The sequence below is a fragment of the Pseudonocardia lutea genome (assembly GCF_042658055.1).
GTDB lineage: Bacteria > Actinomycetota > Actinomycetes > Mycobacteriales > Pseudonocardiaceae > Pseudonocardia > Pseudonocardia lutea.
Map to the genome: position 1 here is coordinate 18,106 of NZ_JBHSQK010000028.1, position 17,352 is coordinate 35,457.

At 74.4% G+C, this 17,352-nt stretch carries 13 protein-coding genes; 6 read left to right on the top strand and 7 right to left on the bottom strand.

Annotated features, from left to right (window positions below; genetic code table 11):
* The first annotated feature begins 14 nt into the window (after nucleotides 1–14).
* Together ACFQH9_RS13120 and ACFQH9_RS13125 are read left to right on the top strand one after the other, a co-directional pair.
* Nucleotides 15–548, top strand: a complete 534-nt coding sequence (locus ACFQH9_RS13120) for a cysteine dioxygenase (RefSeq protein ID WP_379566304.1) — start codon at nucleotides 15–17, stop codon at nucleotides 546–548.
* Complete coding sequence (locus tag ACFQH9_RS13125) at nucleotides 545–922, top strand: rhodanese-like domain-containing protein (protein ID WP_379566305.1); 378 nt, start codon at nucleotides 545–547, stop codon at nucleotides 920–922. The genes ACFQH9_RS13120 and ACFQH9_RS13125 overlap by 4 nt, the downstream gene beginning before the upstream one ends.
* A gap of 719 nt (nucleotides 923–1,641) precedes the next feature.
* Here ACFQH9_RS13125 and ACFQH9_RS13130 read toward each other — a convergent pair.
* The 5 genes from ACFQH9_RS13130 to ACFQH9_RS13150 form a co-directional block, all read right to left on the bottom strand.
* Nucleotides 1,642–2,835 carry an acyl-CoA dehydrogenase family protein gene (locus ACFQH9_RS13130; RefSeq protein ID WP_379566306.1) on the bottom strand — a complete coding sequence of 398 codons (1,194 nt, stop codon included), beginning with the start codon at nucleotides 2,833–2,835 and terminating at the stop codon, nucleotides 1,642–1,644.
* A gap of 47 nt (nucleotides 2,836–2,882) precedes the next feature.
* A complete protein-coding gene (gene hrpA, locus ACFQH9_RS13135) occupies nucleotides 2,883–6,878 on the bottom strand; it encodes an ATP-dependent RNA helicase HrpA (RefSeq protein WP_379566307.1) in 3,996 nt (1,331 codons plus the stop codon).
* Between the two features lie 672 nt (nucleotides 6,879–7,550).
* Complete coding sequence (locus tag ACFQH9_RS13140; RefSeq protein ID WP_345384792.1) at nucleotides 7,551–7,811, bottom strand: hypothetical protein; 261 nt, start codon at nucleotides 7,809–7,811, stop codon at nucleotides 7,551–7,553.
* A gap of 394 nt (nucleotides 7,812–8,205) precedes the next feature.
* A complete protein-coding gene (locus ACFQH9_RS13145) occupies nucleotides 8,206–9,024 on the bottom strand; it encodes a serine hydrolase domain-containing protein (protein WP_379566308.1) in 819 nt (272 codons plus the stop codon).
* 63 nt (nucleotides 9,025–9,087) lie between these two features.
* Nucleotides 9,088–10,395, bottom strand: coding sequence for a M20 family metallopeptidase (locus tag ACFQH9_RS13150; protein WP_379566309.1), 1,308 nt, complete (start codon nucleotides 10,393–10,395; stop codon nucleotides 9,088–9,090).
* A gap of 28 nt (nucleotides 10,396–10,423) precedes the next feature.
* Here ACFQH9_RS13150 and ACFQH9_RS13155 point away from each other — a divergent pair, with 28 nt between their 5' ends.
* On the top strand, nucleotides 10,424–11,239 hold the full coding sequence (locus tag ACFQH9_RS13155) for a DUF72 domain-containing protein (protein ID WP_379566310.1): 816 nt from the start codon (nucleotides 10,424–10,426) through the stop codon (nucleotides 11,237–11,239).
* Nucleotides 11,240–11,272: 33 nt separating this feature from the next.
* Here ACFQH9_RS13155 and ACFQH9_RS13160 read toward each other — a convergent pair whose 3' ends face one another.
* Nucleotides 11,273–13,018, bottom strand: a complete 1,746-nt coding sequence (locus ACFQH9_RS13160) for a sigma-54-dependent Fis family transcriptional regulator (protein ID WP_379566311.1) — start codon at nucleotides 13,016–13,018, stop codon at nucleotides 11,273–11,275.
* A gap of 149 nt (nucleotides 13,019–13,167) precedes the next feature.
* Here ACFQH9_RS13160 and ACFQH9_RS13165 point away from each other — a divergent pair, with 149 nt between their 5' ends.
* Together ACFQH9_RS13165 and ACFQH9_RS13170 are read left to right on the top strand one after the other, a co-directional pair.
* Nucleotides 13,168–14,076, top strand: coding sequence for an alpha/beta hydrolase (locus ACFQH9_RS13165; protein WP_379566313.1), 909 nt, complete (start codon nucleotides 13,168–13,170; stop codon nucleotides 14,074–14,076).
* Between the two features lie 10 nt (nucleotides 14,077–14,086).
* Entirely contained in the window at nucleotides 14,087–15,688 is a 1,602-nt protein-coding gene (locus ACFQH9_RS13170; RefSeq protein ID WP_379566314.1) for a flavin-containing monooxygenase, read from the top strand.
* Here the strand turns inward: ACFQH9_RS13170 and ACFQH9_RS13175 are convergent.
* Entirely contained in the window at nucleotides 15,661–16,896 is a 1,236-nt protein-coding gene (locus ACFQH9_RS13175; protein WP_379566315.1) for an MFS transporter, read from the bottom strand. The two genes, ACFQH9_RS13170 and ACFQH9_RS13175, sit on opposite strands and share 28 nt — an antisense overlap.
* On the opposite strand from ACFQH9_RS13175, the gene ACFQH9_RS13180 reads away from it, so the two are divergent.
* Nucleotides 16,844–17,329 (top strand): SDR family oxidoreductase, encoded by a 486-nt coding sequence (locus ACFQH9_RS13180; RefSeq protein WP_379566316.1) that lies wholly within the window; start codon nucleotides 16,844–16,846, stop codon nucleotides 17,327–17,329. The genes ACFQH9_RS13175 and ACFQH9_RS13180 overlap by 53 nt on opposite strands.
* Nucleotides 17,330–17,352: the final 23 nt, after the last annotated feature.

Consider the following 17,352-nt stretch of genomic DNA (forward strand, 5'->3'; position numbering starts at 1 on the left):
CCACTGGAGTACCCGTGCTCGCGCACGCCCCTGCCGCCCGGACCCGTGCCCTGCGTTCGGCCGCCCCCACCCCGCTCGACCTGTCCGACCTCACCGCCCTGACCCGCCGCTTCGCCGAGGAGGTCCGCCTCGGCCGGCACGCCGTGCACGTCGATCCCGTGCACCGCTGGTCCCGCCGCCTGCACGCCGACGACGTCGTGGACGTCTGGCTGATCAGCTGGGCGCAGGAGCAGGTCGCCGAGCTGCACGACCACGCCGGCTCGCTCGGCGCGCTCACCGTGGTGTCCGGCGACCTCCTCGAACAGCGCTGGGTCCCCGGTGAGGGCCTGCGCGCCCGTACGCTGCGGGCGGGGCGCGGTGCCGCCTTCCCGCTCGGTCACGTGCACGACGTCGCCAACCACCTCGAGGCGCCCGCGGTCAGCGTGCACGCCTACTCGCCGCCGCTGACCGCGATGAGCTACTACGAGGTGGCGGCCGGGCCGTCCGGGGAGTTCCTGCGCCGCACCCGCACCGAGTTGACCGACGAACCGGAGAAGGTGGGGGCATGACCCGCTCGATCGCCGACGTGCTCGCCGAGGCCCGGGCCCGGCTGGACCGGGTCGGCCCCGAGGAGGCCGCCGCGCTGCTGCGGGAGGGCGCGCGCCTGGTCGACACCCGGCCGCAGTGGCAGCGCGACGAGGAGGGCTCCTTCGCCGACGCGCTGCTCATCGAGCGCAACCACCTGGAGTGGCGGCTCGACCCGACCTCCGACGCCCGCATCCCCGAGGCCACGGACCACGACGTGACCTGGATCGTCGCCTGCTCCGAGGGGTACAGCTCCAGCCTGGCCGCCGCCTCCCTGCAGGACCTCGGCCTGCACAACGCCACGGACCTCGACGGGGGCTTCCGGGCCTGGAAGGCCGCCGGCCTCCCGACCCGCTGAGATCCACAGACGCCTGGTCTACGGGCCATCCGGAGAGTGGTACCGAAGTGGTGCCGTGCACGGCGGCGAGGCCGGTACCGGTGTCGCGGAGCTCGCGCCCGAGGATCGTGCCGCCGGGGTTCTCGGCAGCTCGTCGACGGCCACGACGTACTCGGGTGCCGTGAACCGGGGGAGGCGGCATCGCGGCCCGCCCGCGTTGGAGCCGGACGTGTGTCCGGCTGCGTGCCCACCGGCAGCCACACCCCGCCCCGGTGCTGCCACACCCGGTCCTGCCCGACCCACCCGTTCCGGCCGACCCACCCCTTCCAACCCGGCACACCCCTCCCGGCCCGGCACACCCGTTCCTGCCCGGCACACCCCTTCCGGCCCGGCACACCCGTTCCTGCCCCGCCGCACACCTCGGGAGTCCGTCGCACACCCTGTCGACCGGGTGTACGGCGCCCGGCGAGGTGTGGGAGGCCTGCGACGCAGACGCGAGCGACCGTGCCGGCCTCCCGTTCACCCCGCGTCGTGCCCCTCGGTCACCGTTCTTCCGATGCCGACCCCTGACACATCCGCAGGAGCGCGGCACATCCGGTCGACGGGTGTGGCACGGACTTCCGGAGTGTGGGAGCAGGTCACGCCGGGTGTGTGAGGTCAGCCCGGGTGTGCGAGCGCTCCCGGGGCGTGCAGCCGATCTCGACGATCAGGCCCGGCCACCCCCGCGGTGCCGGCCTCGGTCAGGAGAATGCGCCGATGCCCGTGATCTCCTTGCCGACGATCAGCGTCTGGATGGTCTCGGTGCCCTCGAAGGTGTGGATCGCCTCGATGTCCGCCCAGTGCCGGGCGACGTGGTGCTCGAGGAGGATCCCGTTGCCGCCCAGCACGTCCCGGGCGGTGCCGAGGATCCGGCGGGCGGCGCGGGTGTTGTTCATCTTGGCCAGCCCGGCGACGGTCGGGGAGAGCCGTCCGGCCTCGGCGAGCCGGCCGATCTGCATGCAGTACAGCTGCATGCCGGTGAGGTCCGCGAGCATCCGGACGAGCTTCTCCTGCACGATCTGGAACGCGGCCAGCGGCTTGCCGAACTGCGTGCGTTCCTTCGCGTAGCGCAGGGCCGCATCGTAGCCGGCGGTGGCGTGGCCGAGCGCCATCCAGGCGCAGAGCCCGCGGGTGCTGGCGAGGACGGCCGCGCAGTCGGCGAAGGTGCGCGCCTCGGTGAGCCGGTTCTCCTCGGGCACCCGCACCCCGGTGAGCCGGATGTCGGCCTGCCAGATCGAGCGCAACGACACCTTGCCGCCGATCACGGAGGCCTCGTAGCCCTCCGCCGGGGTCTCCACGACGAAGCCCTTGACCTCGCCGTCGGCCACGTCCCGGGCCCACACGACGACCAGGTCGGCGACGGTCCCGTTGCCGATCCAGCGCTTGACCCCGTCGAGCACCCAGTGGCCGCCCTCCCGGCGGGCGGTGGTCTCGAGCGCGATCGAGTCGGACCCGTGGTCCGGCTCGGTGAGCGCGAACGCCCCCAGCCGCTGCATCGTGGACATCGACGGCAGCCAGCGCTGCTTCTGCTCCTCGCTGCCGCACATCGCGATCGCCTGCATCGCCAGCCCGGCGTGCACGCCGAGGAAGGTGCCCAGCGAGCCGTCGCCGCGGTGCAGTTCCATGTGGACGAGCCCGCACGCCAGCGGGCTCATCCCGGCGGCGCCGTACCCGGTGATCGTCTCGCCGACGACGCCCAGCTCGGGGAGCCGGCGGAACAGGTGCCACGGCAGCTCGCCGCGCTCCCAGTGGTCGCCGATCTCCGGCAGCACCTCGGCGTCGACGAACTTGCGGACGGTGGCGAACCGCTCCCACTGCTCGTCCGTGAACTGCTCGCGGACGGAGAAGAAGTCCGTCCCCAGCGCCTCGCCGAGGTGGGCGTACTGCGGCTCCATGGGATCACTCTGCCCGGAACGGGGCCGGGTGGCACGTCGAAGCGGTCCTACAGCTCGTCGAGCGCCTTCTGGATCCGCTTGATCGACACCGGGTACCGGGTCTTCATCGGGTGCGCGTAGAGGCTCACCCGCAGCTCCTCGATCATCCAGCGCACCTCGACCAGGCCCGCCGGCGGGTCGACGCCCTCGGGCAGCGCGGCGACCTCGTCCGCGTACTCGTCGGCGACCACCCGGACCTGCGCGGTCCACTCCGCGTCCCGGCCGGGATCGGTGCGGAGCTTGTCGATCCGGATCCCGATCGCCTGCAGGTAGCGGGCGACGTCGGCGAGCCGGTTCGCGCCGGCCGCGGTGGCGAAGCCGGGCCCGACGAGGGCCGCGAGCTGCGCGCGGATGTCCGCCACGCCCTCGCGCGTCGCCGGGGAGCGCAGCTCGGCCAGCGCCGCCTGCACCGGGTGCCAGCGGTCCAGCACGGCGCGCACGGCCTGCAGGACCTGCATCGTGGTGCCGGCGAGGTGCTGGGCGAACACGTCCGCGAGCTTCTCGAACCCCGCCGCGTCCCAGCACGGGCCGCCGGCGCGGGCGATCAGGTGGTCGGCCGCGCAGGTCACGCAGTCCTCGAGCAGCGCCTCGACACTGCCATGCGGGTTGCGCGAGAGGGTCAGCCTCGCCCGGTTGTCGAGCCCGCGCAGCACCTGCTTGGCCGGCGAGGGTGTGCCGAGCAGCAGGAGCCGCCGGACGCCGCGGCGGTGCGCGGAGTCGCGCTCGGCGGCGGTGGCGAACACCCGGACGTCGACGGAGGCGGAGCGTGCGGAGCCGACCGTCGACCCGGTGGTGCTGCGGTCGAGCAGGCCCGGGAAACCGGTGACGACGTGCGCGCCCCGCCGGATGGGCAGCTCGCGCGGGAGCTCACCGCCGGACCCGATGTCACCGGTCCAGGTGGTCAGCCCGGTCCGCTCGATCTCCCGGCCCGCGGCCGCGATCTCCCGCCGGACCTGCGGGGCGAGCTGCTCGCGCAGGGCCTCGAGGTCCGTGCCGCGGGCCAGCTCGCGCCCCTTCTCGTCGAGCACCCGGAAGGTGACGACCAGGTGCTCGGGGAGCCGGTCCAGCTCCCAGTCCTCCCGGCCGATGCGGACGTTGCGCATCCGGCCCAGCTCGCGCTCCAGCGCGTCGAGCAGCGGCTCGTCCCCGGCGCGCACCCGGGCGAGCACCGCCCTGGCGTGGTCCGGGGCGGGCGAGAAGTTGCGGCGCAACGTCTTCGGCAGCGTCTTGATCAGCGCGGTGACGAGCTCCTCGCGCAGCCCGGGGACCTGCCAGGTGAACGGCGTCGGGTCGACCTGGTGCAGCGCGGCCACCGGGACGTCGACGGTCACGCCGTCCGTGTGGTGCCCCGGCTCGAACGCGTAGGACAGCGGCAGGGTGAGCCCGCCGGCGGCGACGTGGTCCGGGTACGCGGACCGGTCCACACCGCGCGCCGCCTCGGTCTCGAGCATCTCCGGGGTGAAGTCGAGCAGCTCCGGGTTCCGCCGCGACTCCTTCTTCCACCAGGTGTCGAAGTGCCGGCCCGAGACCACGGACGCCGGGACCCGCCGGTCGTAGAAGCCGAAGAGGGTGTCCTCGTCGACCACGAGGTCGCGGCGGCGGGCGCGGTGCTCGAGCTCCTCGGCGTCCTCCAGCAGCTCCCGGTTGGCGTGGAAGAACCGGTGCGTCGTCTCCCAGTCGCCCTCGACGAGCGCGTGCCGCAGGAACAGGTCGCGGGACACCTCGGGATCGATGCGGCCGAAGTCCACGGTCCGGTCGGCGATCACGGGGATGCCGTGCAGCGTCACGCGCTCGGTCGCGACGGCGCTCGCCCGCTTGCGCGACCAGTGCGGTTCCGAATACGTCCGCTTGACGAGATGTCCGGCGAGTGGCTCGATCCACTCGGGCTTGATCCGGGCGACGGTGCGGGCCCACAGCCGCGAGGTCTCCACGAGCTCCGCGGCCATCACCCAGCGCGGCGGCTTCTTGGCCAGCGCCGAGCCCGGCCAGATCGCGAACCGCGCGTTGCGGGCACCGAGGTACTCCCGCGCGCCGGGTCGATCCTTCCTGGGTCGCTCCTTCGCGTCCTTGCGCTTGTCCGTCTCCTCCAGCAGCCCCACCTGGGACAGCAGCCCGGAGAGCAACGCCTGGTGGATCCGGTCGGGGTCGGCGGGGGAGCCGTTGGCGGTCATCCCGGCCGAGCGCGCGGCCCGGCGGAGCTGGCCGTGCAGGTCCCACCACTCGCGGATCCGCAGGTAGTGCAGGAACTCCTCGCGCAGCGTGCGCCGGAACCGGTTGCCGGACAGCGCCTCCCGCTGCTCGGCGAGGTACTCCCAGAGCTTCACGAAGGCGAGGAAGTCCGAGCCCTCGACGCGGAAGCGGTCGTGCTTCTCGTCGGCGGCCTGGCGCTGCTCGGTCGGCCGCTCCCGCGGGTCCTGCACCGACAGCGCGGCGGCGATCACCAGCACCTCGGTGAGGCACCCGGTGCGGTCGGCCTCCACCAGCATCCGGCCGAGGCGGGGGTCGACGGGCAGCCGGGCGAGGGCCTGGCCGACCGCCGTCAGGGCGCCGTGGTCGACCGCGCCGAGCTCGTGCAGCAGGGCCAGCCCGTCGGCGACGTCCCGGCGGTCCGGCGGCTCGACGAAGGGGAACGCGGAGATCTCGCCCAGGTCCAGGGCGATCATCTGCAGCACGACGGACGCGAGGTTGGTGCGCAGGATCTCCGGGTCGGTGAACTCGGGGCGCGCGTCGAAGTCGTCCTCGGCGTAGAGCCGGATGCAGATGCCGTCCGAGGTGCGGCCGCAGCGGCCGGCGCGCTGGTTGGCGCTGGCCTGCGAGACCTTCTCGATCGGCAGCCGCTGCACCTTGAGCCGGCGGGAGTAGCGCGAGATGCGGGCCGTGCCGGTGTCGATCACGTACTTGATGCCGGGCACCGTCAGCGAGGTCTCCGCGACGTTGGTGGCCAGCACGATCCGGTTGCCGGGGTGAGGGGCGAAGACCCGCTGTTGCTCGGCGGTGGTCAGCCGGGCGTAGAGCGGGAGGATCTCGGTGTTCCGGAAGTTCCGGCGCTCCAGCGCGTCCGCGGTGTCGCGGATCTCGCGCTCGCCGGGGAGGAACACCAGGATGTCGCCCGGGCCCTCGCGCTGCAGCTCGGCGACGGCGTCGCCGATCGCGTCGATCTCCTCGCGGTCCGGGTCGGCGTCCGGGTCGTCCGGGTCGACGACCGGCCGGTACCGGATCTCCACGGGGTAGGAGCGGCCGGAGACCTCGACGATCGGCGCCGGTTCGGTGTCGTCTCCCACCCGGCTCCCGAAGTGCCGGGCGAACCGCTCCGGGTCGATCGTGGCCGAGGTGATGATCACCTTGAGGTCGGGACGCCGGGGCAGCAGCTGCGTCAGGTAGCCCAGGATGAAGTCGATGTTGAGGCTGCGCTCGTGGGCCTCGTCGATGATCAGTGTGTCGTACTGCAGCAGGTCCCGGTCGCCGGCGAGCTCGGCGAGCAGGATGCCGTCCGTCATCAGCTTGATCATGGTGCGGTCGCCGACCTGGTCGGTGAAGCGCACCTTCCAGCCGACGACTCCACCGTTGTCAGGGCCCAGCTCGGTGCCGAGCTCCTCGGCGATGCGGGCGGCGACCGTGCGCGCGGCCAGCCGGCGCGGCTGGGTGTGCCCGATCATCCCGGTGACGCCGCGTCCCAGCTCGAGGCAGATCTTCGGCAGCTGGGTGGTCTTCCCGGAACCCGTCTCGCCGGCGACGATCACGACCTGGTGGTCGCGGATCGCGGCGGCGATGTCCTCGCGGCGGGCGCTGACGGGCAGCGCCGCGGGGTAGGCGATCCGCGGCAGCGCGCCGCGGCGGCGCTCGAGGCGGTGCTCGGCGGCGGCGACGGCCGCGGCCACGGTCTGCTGGGCGGTCCCGTTCCCGGAGCGGCAAGCGCCGCGGAACCGGCGGGTCAGGCGGTCCGCGTCGTGCGGGCCCAGCGCGGCGATGCGGCGCTCGAGGTCGGCGAGGGCCTCCGCGGGCAACGGCGGCGTGGACGGCTCGGCGGCCTCGGTGCGCTCCGGTCGGGGGCCGCGGCGGCGCCCGGTGCCGGCGCCGGGGTCGGTGCCAGGACGCTCGGCGGCGCCGTCACCATCGGTGCGGCCGTCGGGGCCGTCGGGGCCGTCGGGGCCGTCGGAGGGCCGGCCGTCGGGGGAGGCGCTGGCGGGGCCGGGCGCGTTGCCCCGCCTCTCGGCGGGTGCGCTCCGGCCCCGGGACCCGCGCCGGCGGGGTGTGCGGCGGCGGGTCCGGTCGCCGCTCTCCGGGGTCGCAGCGCTGCCGTTCTGGGGCGCTGCCGCGGCCTGCGGGGCGGCGGGTCCGGTCGCGGTGGTGGGAGTCGGACCGGACGGGAGGGGAACGCCGGTGCGCGCGGAGGGATCGCCCGCGCGCGCAGCCGTGTTCCCGGTGGCTCTGCTGGAGGTCATCGTTCGTCAAGTGTGCCTGTCGGGGGCGAGGACCGCGCCCGGCGGGCACGTGGTGCAACGGTCCGGCCGGGACGGCTGTTCCGGCGGGCGGTGTGGATCACAGTAGGTCGCCCGGCGGCACCGTGCACGCGGGTTTCCGGGTGGCGCGACCGCTGCGGCCACCCCGTGGGGGGCGGATCGGGGCGGAGGTGCGGCGGTCGCGCCGGTGGGAGGGCCGGGCGGGTGCCCGGCGGGTCAGGCCGATCGCAGGGCCGGGGTGATCTCCTCGGCCACCGGCTCGTCGGCTGCGGGGTGCTCGACGAGCGCGATCACGCGGCCCGCGAGGAAGCGGGCGGTCCGGACGGCGGTGCCGCCGCGCGTGACCTCGCTGACCTCGACCGTGCCGCGGGTCTGCGCGATGTCGACGCGGCGCCCGGCGCGGGTCGCCTCGACCTCGTAGGTCCGGGTGGTGCCGCTGCCGGCGTCGACCACGATCTCGACGCGGTCGCCCTTCATGGGTGCTCCTCGAGCGAAGTAGGGGTGGGAGATCCGGACCGGACGGCCGGTCGCCTCTCGGCGCGTGGCCGCTCGCGGCGGCAGATGGTTGAGACCCGGGGACACGGTGTCCGCCCGATCCGGACGCTCCCTTCAACCCCCGCCGGCCGGGAGGTATTCCCTGGTCGACGATGGGGTCCGAGCCGGACGCAGGTCGCCTCGCGGCGAGTGGCGCACCGCGGCTCCAGCCGTACGGTATTCCGCGGCGGCGGTTATCTGTTGCGGCCCGGGGACACTGCTCGCCCGGCTCGGACACTCCCTCCAACGGGCGGGCCCCGCGGATGATTCCCGGATCCCCGGGGTGTCGTACGTCACTCTCGGGAGTCGGTCGGGTACGCGGTGTCGCGCAGGGTGGCTACAGGGCGTCGACGATCCCGTCGTTGTACGGCGTCCAGGCCTCGACCGCCCAGTCGCCGAACGCCCGGTCCGTGAGCACCACGCACGCGGCGCCGGCCTCCGGGTCGACCCACAGGAAGGTCCCGGACTGGCCGAAGTGCCCGAAGGTGCGCGGCGAGTTGCGGGTGCCGGTCCAGTGCGGGCTCTTGCCGTCCCGGATCTCGAAGCCGAGGCCCCAGTCGTTGGGCCGCTGCGAGCCGTAGCCGGGCAGCACACCGTTCAGTCCGGGGAAGACGACCTGGGTGGCCTCGGCGAACGTCGCGGGGTCGACCAGGGTCGGGGCCTGCAGTTCGGCGGCGAAGCGCGCCATGTCCGCGCCGGTGGAGTACGCGCCTGACCCGGCCGGTCCGCGCAGCTCGGTCGCGTCGAGCCCGAGCGGGGCGAGGACGGCCTGGCGCAGGTACTCCGGGAACGCGATGCCGCTGGCCTTGGCGATCGCCTCGCCGAGCACCGTGAACCCGGCGTTGGAGTAGATGCGGCGGGTGCCCGGCCTGGCCTGCACGTCCTCGGAGTCGAAGGCGAGCCCGGAGGTGTGGGCGGCCAGGTGCCGCATCGTGGCGCCCTCGGGGCCGGCCGGGTCGTCCCACTCGATCGCGCCCTCCTCGACCGCGATCAGCACGGCGTAGGCGGAGAGCAGCTTGGTCACCGAGGCGAGGCGGAACTCCCGGTCCGTGTCGCCCGCGGTCGCGCGGACCTCCCCGTCGGCACCCACCACCGCGGCGGCGACGTGGTCGACGGGCCAGTCCAGGACGGCGCGCGTGGCGCGGGCGAGATCCACGGGTCGAGCGTAGTTGCCGCGGCGCCGTCGCCCGCCCGCACGCACCGTCCGGCGCGGGACGAGTCAGTCGAAGTAGTGCGGCACGTCGACCGCCCCGCCCTGCGCCTCGAACTCGGCGTGCACGGCCTCGCGCAGGGCCGGGTCGGCGAGGTAGTCCAGCGCGGTCAGGGCGAGGCCGAGGGCGCCGTCCCGGACCCCGGCGTCGCCGCCCGGACCGCCCGCGGCCTCGGCGAACTCCACGGTGTGCAGGGCGACCGTGGGCCCGGAGATCGCGAGCATGGGCTGGATGGCGGGCATCCGGTAGCTGAGGTTGCCCAGGTCCGTCGAGCCGGTGAGGAACTCCGGCACCACGCCGGGGGCGAGTGAGGTCCGGCCGCACTCGCGCTGGTTGACGGCCCACCGGCCGGCCAGCGCGCGGTTGTGCCGGATCGGCAGGTAGGCGGGCTTCTCGTCCCAGGTCAGCTCGACCCCGCAGCCGTGCATCAGCGCAGCCCCCTCGGCGATCGCGGTGACCCGCGCGGCCAGGTCCCGCAGCGTGGCCGGTTCCGCGGAGCGCACGTAGAACATCAGCGCCGCCCGGTCCGGGACGACGTTGGGCCGGGATCCGCCGTCCGTGAACACCCCGTGCAGCCGGTCGCCGGGCGGCAGGTGCTGGCGCAGCGCCGCGACCCCGCTGTAGGCGGCGACGGCCGCGTCGAGGGCGTTGCGGCCCATGAACGGCTGGGCCGCGGCGTGCGCCGCCACCCCGCGGAACACCATCTCGACCTGGCGGCGGCCGAGGAACGGGTGCATGGCGACGTCGTGCGAGAAGGGGTGCAGCATCACGACGGCGTCGACGTCCGCGAACAGCCCGGCCCGCGCCATCGTCTCCTTGCCGCCCCCGCCCTCCTCGGCGGGCGTGCCGAACAGGGTGACCCGGCCCGGAGCCCGGCCGGCGAGGGCGAGATAGGCACCGACGGCCGTCGTGCAGATGACGTTGTGGCCGCAGCCGTGCCCGATCCCCGGCAGCGCGTCGTACTCGGCGAGGATCCCGACGTGGGGACCGTCGCTGCCGACGCCCACCCGCAGCGCCGTCTCCAGCCCGCCGACGCCCACCTCGGCCTCGTGCCCGTGCCGCTTCAGCAGGTCGGCGACGGCGGCGACGGAGCGGTGCTCGTCGAACGAGGTCTCCGGGTGGGCGTGCAGGTCACGGCTGAGCGCCACCAGCTCGTCGCCCAGCTCGGCGACGGCGTCGGCGACGGGCTCGCGCAGCTCGGCGGGAGCACCGGCGTGGTCCGAGTCCAGCGGCGCGGCGTCGCTCACCGCCCGCTCGGTGGCGGCCACGAGGGCGCGCAGGTAGCCGTCGTCGGGCCGGACGGGTTCGCTGCGCACCTCCCGCACCCTAGGCCAGGATGACCGCGTGGCGGAGGTGCGCACCGGGACGTCGGGCTGGCGGTACCCGCCGTGGCGCGGCGTGTTCTACCCGAAGGGCCTGGCCCAGCGCCGCGAGCTGGAGTACCTGTCCCGCGCGGTGTCGTCGATCGAGATCAACGGCTCCTTCTACTCGCTGCAGCGCCCGGAGAGCTGGGTGAGCTGGCGGGAGGAGACGCCGGCGGACTTCCTGTTCGCGGTGAAGGGCCCGCGGTTCGTCACCCACCTCAAACAGCTGCGCGAGGTCCGCACCCCGGTGGCCAACTTCTTCGCCTCGGGGGTGCTCGCGCTCGGTACGAAGCTCGGCCCGGTGCTGTGGCAGCTGCCGCCGCGGATGCGTTTCGTCCCCGACCGGATGCGGGCGTTCCTCGAGCTGCTGCCGCACAGCACCGCGGCCGCCGCGGAGCTCGCCAAGGAGCACGACGAGCGCCTCGAGGGCCGGTCGCTGTTCGAGACCGACACCGACCGCCCGTTGCGGCACGCGGTCGAGGTGCGCCACGAGAGCTTCCGCGACCAGGCCTTCTACGACCTCCTGCGGGAGCACGGCGTCGGGCTGGTGGTGGCGGACACGGCCGGGAAGTGGCCCTTCCTCACCGAGGTCACCGCCGACATCGTCTACGTCCGGCTGCACGGCGACGAGGAGCTCTACGTCAGCGGATACACGCCACAGGCGCTCGACGGGTGGGCCGAGCGGATCCGCGGGTGGCTCGCCGCGGGCCTGGACGTGGTCGTCTACTTCGACAACGACGTCAAGGTGCACGCCCCGTTCGACGCGATCTCCCTGGCCGAGCGGCTCCGTGGGTGAGCGCGCCAGAGCACGAACCGTCCGGCCCGCGGTTCAGGCCCACCGTTTGTCGTCGATCCCGAGCGCCCGCATCTTGCGGTAGAGCGTGGACCGGGCGATGCCGAGCCGCTCGGCGGCGGCGAGCTTGTTACCGCGCGCGTCCGTCAGCGCCTCGAGGATCGCCTCCCGCTCGGTCCGCTTGAGCGTGGGCAGGGACCGCCCCGTGACCGCCCGGCGGTGCTCGGCGGGCAGGTGCGCGAGGGTGATGTCCCCGCCCATCGCCCGGAGCCGGGCCGAGCCCAGGACGGCGGCGAGCTCGCGGACGTTGCCCCGCCACTCCAGGGCCATCAGCGCCTGCAGCGCCCGGGCCTGCAGCCGCGGCGCCGGGCCCTCGCCCTGCGCCAGCAGCGCCGGGGCGACGTCGGCGATGTCCTCGGGGCGGTGCCGCAGCGGCGGCAGCTCGACCCGGGCCGGGAAGTGGTCGAGCAGCCGGCACTCCGACGCCCCGTCCGCCGTCGCGACCACGCGCGCGGCGCGCGGCCCCTCGAGCAGGGCGGCGACCGCCGCGGTCAGCGGCTCCGGGGTGCGGTCGAGGTGCCGCAGCACGAGCGTCCCCGGCAGCGTGAGCCGGCGCCGCAGCTGGTCCGGCCACCCCGGGTCGACGACGGCGAGGGCGGCGTCGAGGACCGTGCGACCCGGACCGCCGATCCGCTCCGCCGCCCGCAGCTTGCCGACGCCCGGTTCGCCGGTGACCAGGACGTCGAGCCCGGAGCGGTCGGCGACGGCCAGCTCGGCCAGCGCCCGCCGCCACGCCGCGCTGCGCCCGGGCAGCAGGTCGCCCTCGCGCGGCCGGGGCTCGGCCGGGCGGCGGTGCGGCGAGCCGTTGGCCGGGCGGCGCAGCTCGACGAGCACCCCGGCGGGCCCGCCCCGCACCTCGCCGACGGTCCGCGCCCGCCCGTGCAGCACGACGTCGCGGCTCAGCCGGACCTCCCCGGCGAACTCGCCGCGGCGGGTCATGCGGCGGGTCATCGAGCCCGACGCCCACTCCCACAGCAGGGCGTGGTCGGCCGGGTCGAGCAGCGACGCGGCCGCCGTGTTGGTGATGATGAAGTCCTGGTTCAGCGTGACGACCGCCGCCGAGGTCCGCCGGGAGACCTTGAGGAACTCCTCCAGCAGCATCCGCTCGCGCAGCGACGACTCGGCGTACATCCGGGACTCGATCTCCCGCGAGGCCGACAGCAGCAGCGGCGTCATCAGCTCGTTGGTGTCGTCGTAGCGGCAGCAGACGTCGAGCACCCCGACGAGCCGGCGGTGCACGGGGTGCCGCAGCGGTGTGCCGACGCAGGTGAAGCCCTGCAGGTTGTCCCGGTAGTGCTCGGCCCCGGCGATCATCACGGGTCCCGAGGACTCCAGGACGCTGCCGATGCCGTTCGTGCCGATGTGCTCCTCGCCGAAGTTGAACCCGGGGGCGCAGAGCACCCGGTCGAGGTGGCGGGAGAGGGTCTGGCCCTCGGCGCGCCGGTCGAGGATCCGGGCGTCGGCGTCGGCGAGGATCACGGCGGTGCCGCCGGTGAGCTGGTCGGCGAGCCAGTCGAGCACCGGGGTCGCGGCCGCGGTGAGCAGCCGGTTGGCGCCGAGCGGCTCGTAGGGCACGGAGTCGGCGTCCGCCGCGACGCCGGAGAGCCGGCACCGCCGCCACGACGACGCGATCTCCGGGCGCAGCCCTGCGCTCGGCCGCTCCCCGGACAGGAAGTCCTCCCGGGCGTCCCGGACCGCGCGCTCGCGCTCGTCGACCCTCATCGCACCACCCCTCCGTCGCGGTAGCACCCCGAGTGAAACACGGTGATCCGCGTCTCAGTGTCCCGGAACGCGACACACCTGACGACCGTTCGGGTGATGTCGCGAAGTCGGACACTCTCGGCCGGGTCCGGGCCGCATGCTCCCCGGCCATGGCGAGTGCGGAGTCCGCGGAGCTGCGGACGATCTACCGGAGCTGGAGCGACCGCATGGCGGCGGCGCCCGAGATGGACCTGCCGACCCTGCGGAACCTGTTCGAGGAGTGGCACCTCCCGACCGCCGAGCCGACGCGGGTCACCTACGAGGAGACCGTCGCCGGGGGTGTGCCCGCCCTCTGGTGCCTGCCGCTCGACGCGGCCGAGGACCGGGTGGTCCTCTACCTGCACGGCGGCGGCTTCGTCGTCGGGTCCACGGCGACCCACCGCAAGATCGCGGGGCACCTGGCGAAGGCGGCCGGGGTCCGTGCGCTGGTGCTGGACTACCGGCGGGCCCCGGAGAACCCCTATCCCGCGCAGCTCGAGGACGCCGTCGCGGCGTACCGGTGGCTGCTCGGGCAGGGGTTCGAGCCGGGGCACGTCGCGACCGCCGGCGACTCGGCGGGCGGGAACCTGGCGATCTCGACCGTCCTCAAGCTGCGCGACGAGGGGGACCCGCTGCCGGGGGCGATCCTGCCGATGTCCCCGTGGCTGGACATGGAGCACGTCGGCAGGACCCTGGACTCCAACGCCGGCACGGACGCCCTGGTCGGCAAGGAGATTCTGCACGGGATGTCGGGGATGTTCCTCGGCGAGGGCGGCGACCGCCGGGATCCGCTCGCCAACCCGCTGTACGCCGACCCGGCCGGCCTGCCGCCGTTGTACCTGTGCGCCGGCGGCCACGAGACCCTCCTGGACAACGCCGAGCAGTTCCACGAGAAGGCCCGGGTGGCCGGCGTGGACTCCACGCTCGAGGTGGTCCCGGAGATGCAGCACGTCTACCCGTTCTCCGCGGGCCGCGCGCCCGAGGCGGACGCCACGATCGCGGCGATGGCGGCCTGGCTCCGCCCCCGCCTGGGACTGTGAGGAGCCCCGTATGAACGACGACCTGGACCTGGTGATCGTCGGCGCCGGCTTCGCCGGGCTGGCCATGCTGCACCGCGCGCGCGAGTCGGGCCTGCGCGCCCGCGTGATCGAGGCCGGCAGCGGCGTCGGCGGGACGTGGTTCTGGAACCGCTACCCGGGCGCCCGGACGGACAGCGAGTGCTACTACTACCAGCTCTCCTTCAGCAAGGAGCTGGTCCAGGAGTGGACCTGGTCCGAGCGGTACCCGGGCCAGCCGGAGATGCTGCGTTACCTGGACTTCGTGGCGGACAAGTTCGACCTGCGCCGCGACATCACCTTCTCGACCCGGGTGACCGCGATGGAGTTCCGCGAGGACGGGTGGGACGTCACCACCGACTCGGGCGAGCTGTTGCGCGCGAAGTGGATCGTCACCGGGCTCGGCTTCCTCACCCACCCGCACGTCCCGGAGTTCCCCGGCCTCGACTCCTTCGCCGGCGACCTGTACCTGACCTGCCGCTGGCCCGCGGAGGGCGTCGACCTGGCCGGCAAGCGCGTCGGGATCATCGGCACCGGCGCCACCGGCGTACAGGCGATCCCGATCATCGCGCAGGAGGCCGCGTCGCTGACGGTGTTCCAGCGCACCCCCAACTACGTCGTGCCGGCACAGAACCGGCCGCTGGAGCCGGACGAGATCGCCGACCTCAAGGCGCGGCACTACGAGATCCTCGCGAAGGCGCGCGGCCACTCGTTCGCCATGCCCTTCGACCCGGGACACGGCCCGGCGATGGAGTTCGACGAGGAGGAGCGCCGCCGGATCTTCGAGGACGGCTGGGCGCGCGGCGGCTTCCGGTTCCTGTTCGAGACCTTCGACGACCTGATCCTCGATCCGGACGCCAACGAGGCCGCGGCCGAGTTCATCCGGTCGAAGATCCGGGAGATCGTGTACGACCCGGAGGTGGCCGAGCTGCTCTCGCCCCGCGGCTACCCGTACTCGGGCAAGCGGCCGCCGGCCGGGCACGACTACTACGAGGCCTACAACCGCGACAACGTCACCCTCGTCGACGTCTCGGCCAAGGGCGCGCCGATCCGGGAGATCACGCCCGCCGGCGTCCGGACCGCCGACGCCGAGTACGAGTTCGACGTCCTGGTCCTCGCCACCGGGTTCGACGCCGTCACGGGTGCGCTCACCGCGATCGACGTCCGGGGGCGCGACGGGCTGACGCTCAAGGAGAAGTGGCTGGACGCGCCGAAGACCTACCTCGGGCTGACCGTGGCGGGCTTCCCGAACCTGTTCACGATCTCGGGGCCGATGAGCCCGTTCGCGAACCTGCCGGTGTGCATCGAGAAGAACGTCGAGTGGATCGGGAACGTCCTCGACCACGCCCGGGCCGAGGGCGTCCGGACCGTCGAGGCGACCGAGGAGGCGGAGGCCGACTGGGGCCGGCGGGTGCAGGAGGCCGTCGAGCCGACGCTGCTGACGCTCGGCGAGGGGGTGCACTCGTGGTTCACCGGGGCGAACATCCCGGGCAAGGCCCACGTGGTGAACGTCTGGTTCGGCGGCGCGAACAACTACTTCGCCGCCTGTGACGAGGTGGCCGAGCGCGGCTACGAGGGCCTGCGCCTCACCCGCTGACCCGTGAGTGCCGGGCGTCCGGAGGGACGCCCGGCACGCACGGCCCCCGCGGACCTGCGCGTGTGGGCCAGGAGCATCCGGCGGCCCAGCAGGACGCCGACCCCGGCCACCACCATGGCGGCCGCGGCCACGAGCCAGGCGGTGGTGAACGAGGCGCGCGCGGCCAGGAACCCGAACCCGACGGGCCCGAGGAACCCGCCGGCGTACACGCCCACCTGCACGATCGCCGTCGCCGCCGCGGGCGCCGACGGGTTGAGCCGTACCACCGCGAACTGCAGCAGCCCGGGCCACGACCAGCCGAGCCCGAAGCCCAGGACGGTGCCGGCGACCAGCGCGACCGGACCCGGCACGGCGAGCAGCAGCAGCCCGACCGCGCCCAGCAGCAGGCAGCCCGCGACCACGGCGACGTGCCCGCCGGCGCGGCGGTCGGCCAGCCACCCGTGCAGCATCCGCATCAGCAGCCCGACGACGCTGCCGAGCGTCAGCACGAGCCCGGCCACGCCGGGGTCCACGCCCCGGTCCACGGCCGAGGCCACGAGGAAGATGCCCAGGCCGGTCGCGGCCGCCGCGCCCAGCCCGGCGGCCGCCCCGATCACCGACAGCGCCGCCGTCGCCCGGTCCTCGGGGACCGTCCGGTCCTTCGTGGCCGGGCCGGAGCCGCGCGGGGCGGCGGCGAGCGAGGTGAGCGCCAGCGCCGCGCCGATCACGTAGGCCCAGCGCCAGCCGACGGTCAGCGCGACGGCCGGGACCGCGACGCCGGCCAGCAGCGTCGCGAGCGGCACCGAGGCCTGCTTGACCCCGAACGACAGCCCCATCCGGGCGGCCGGCATCGACCGCGCCAGGGTGAGGTTCGACGAGAGCTGGCCCATGACGTTGCACCACGCACCGCACAGCAGGATCGCGACGAGCGAGGCGTAGTTCCGGGCCAGCCCGGCCGTGAGCAGCATGAACGCTGCGGCGCCGAGCACGGCGATCCGGCTCGTCCGGCCCGAGCCCAGGCGTTCGACGATCTTCCCGACGGGCAGCGAGACCAGCGCCGACACGCCGAAGTACAGCGCCACGACCAGGCCGAGCCCCGCCGGGTCGAAGCCCAGCTCCGCGGAGATCTGGACCGCCAGCGCACCGGTCAGGAAGATCGGCAGCACGGTCGACGTGGTGATCGCGACCGCGCCGGCGCCCACGCGGAGGGCGGTCTGGTCGTGGCTCACGATGAGCAACGCTAACGTCCGGGTCGCCGTGCAGGTCGCCCAGGCCGCGCTGCCGGGCATGCGCGCCGCAGGCCGGGGCCGGATCGGCAACGTCACCAGCATGGTCGCGCTCGGGACGCCGGAGCGCACCGCGTACGGCGCCGCGAAGGCCGCGCTCGAGGCGTGTACCCGGATCTGGGCGAAGGAGCTCGGTCCCACCGGTGTCACCGTCAACGCCGTCGCGCCGGGGCCGACCGAGACCGAGCTGTTCCGCAGCAACACGCCGTCCGGTTCGCCGGCCGAGGCGCGCTACCTCGCGGGCATCCCGCTCGACCGCATCGGCACGCCCTCCGAACCGGCCGCCGCGATCTGTGTCCTGCTGTCGGAGGACGCCGGCTTCATCACCGGCCAGACGCTGCGCGTCGACGGCGGCGGGAGCCTGGCCGCGGCGTGAGCGCGACCCAGGGGTGCTCGCCG

Excerpts from the sequence above, each read along its gene's own strand:
- ACFQH9_RS13125 (WP_379566305.1), top strand. The coding sequence starts at position 545 with ATGACCCGCTCGATCGCCGACGTGCTCGCCGAGGCCCGGGCCCGGCTG.
- ACFQH9_RS13130 (WP_379566306.1), bottom strand. The coding sequence starts at position 2,835 with ATGGAGCCGCAGTACGCCCACCTCGGCGAGGCGCTGGGGACGGACTTC.
- ACFQH9_RS13140 (WP_345384792.1), bottom strand. The coding sequence starts at position 7,811 with ATGAAGGGCGACCGCGTCGAGATCGTGGTCGACGCCGGCAGCGGCACC.
- ACFQH9_RS13160 (WP_379566311.1), bottom strand. The coding sequence starts at position 13,018 with ATGAGGGTCGACGAGCGCGAGCGCGCGGTCCGGGACGCCCGGGAGGAC.
- ACFQH9_RS13165 (WP_379566313.1), top strand. The coding sequence starts at position 13,168 with ATGGCGAGTGCGGAGTCCGCGGAGCTGCGGACGATCTACCGGAGCTGG.
- ACFQH9_RS13170 (WP_379566314.1), top strand. The coding sequence starts at position 14,087 with ATGAACGACGACCTGGACCTGGTGATCGTCGGCGCCGGCTTCGCCGGG.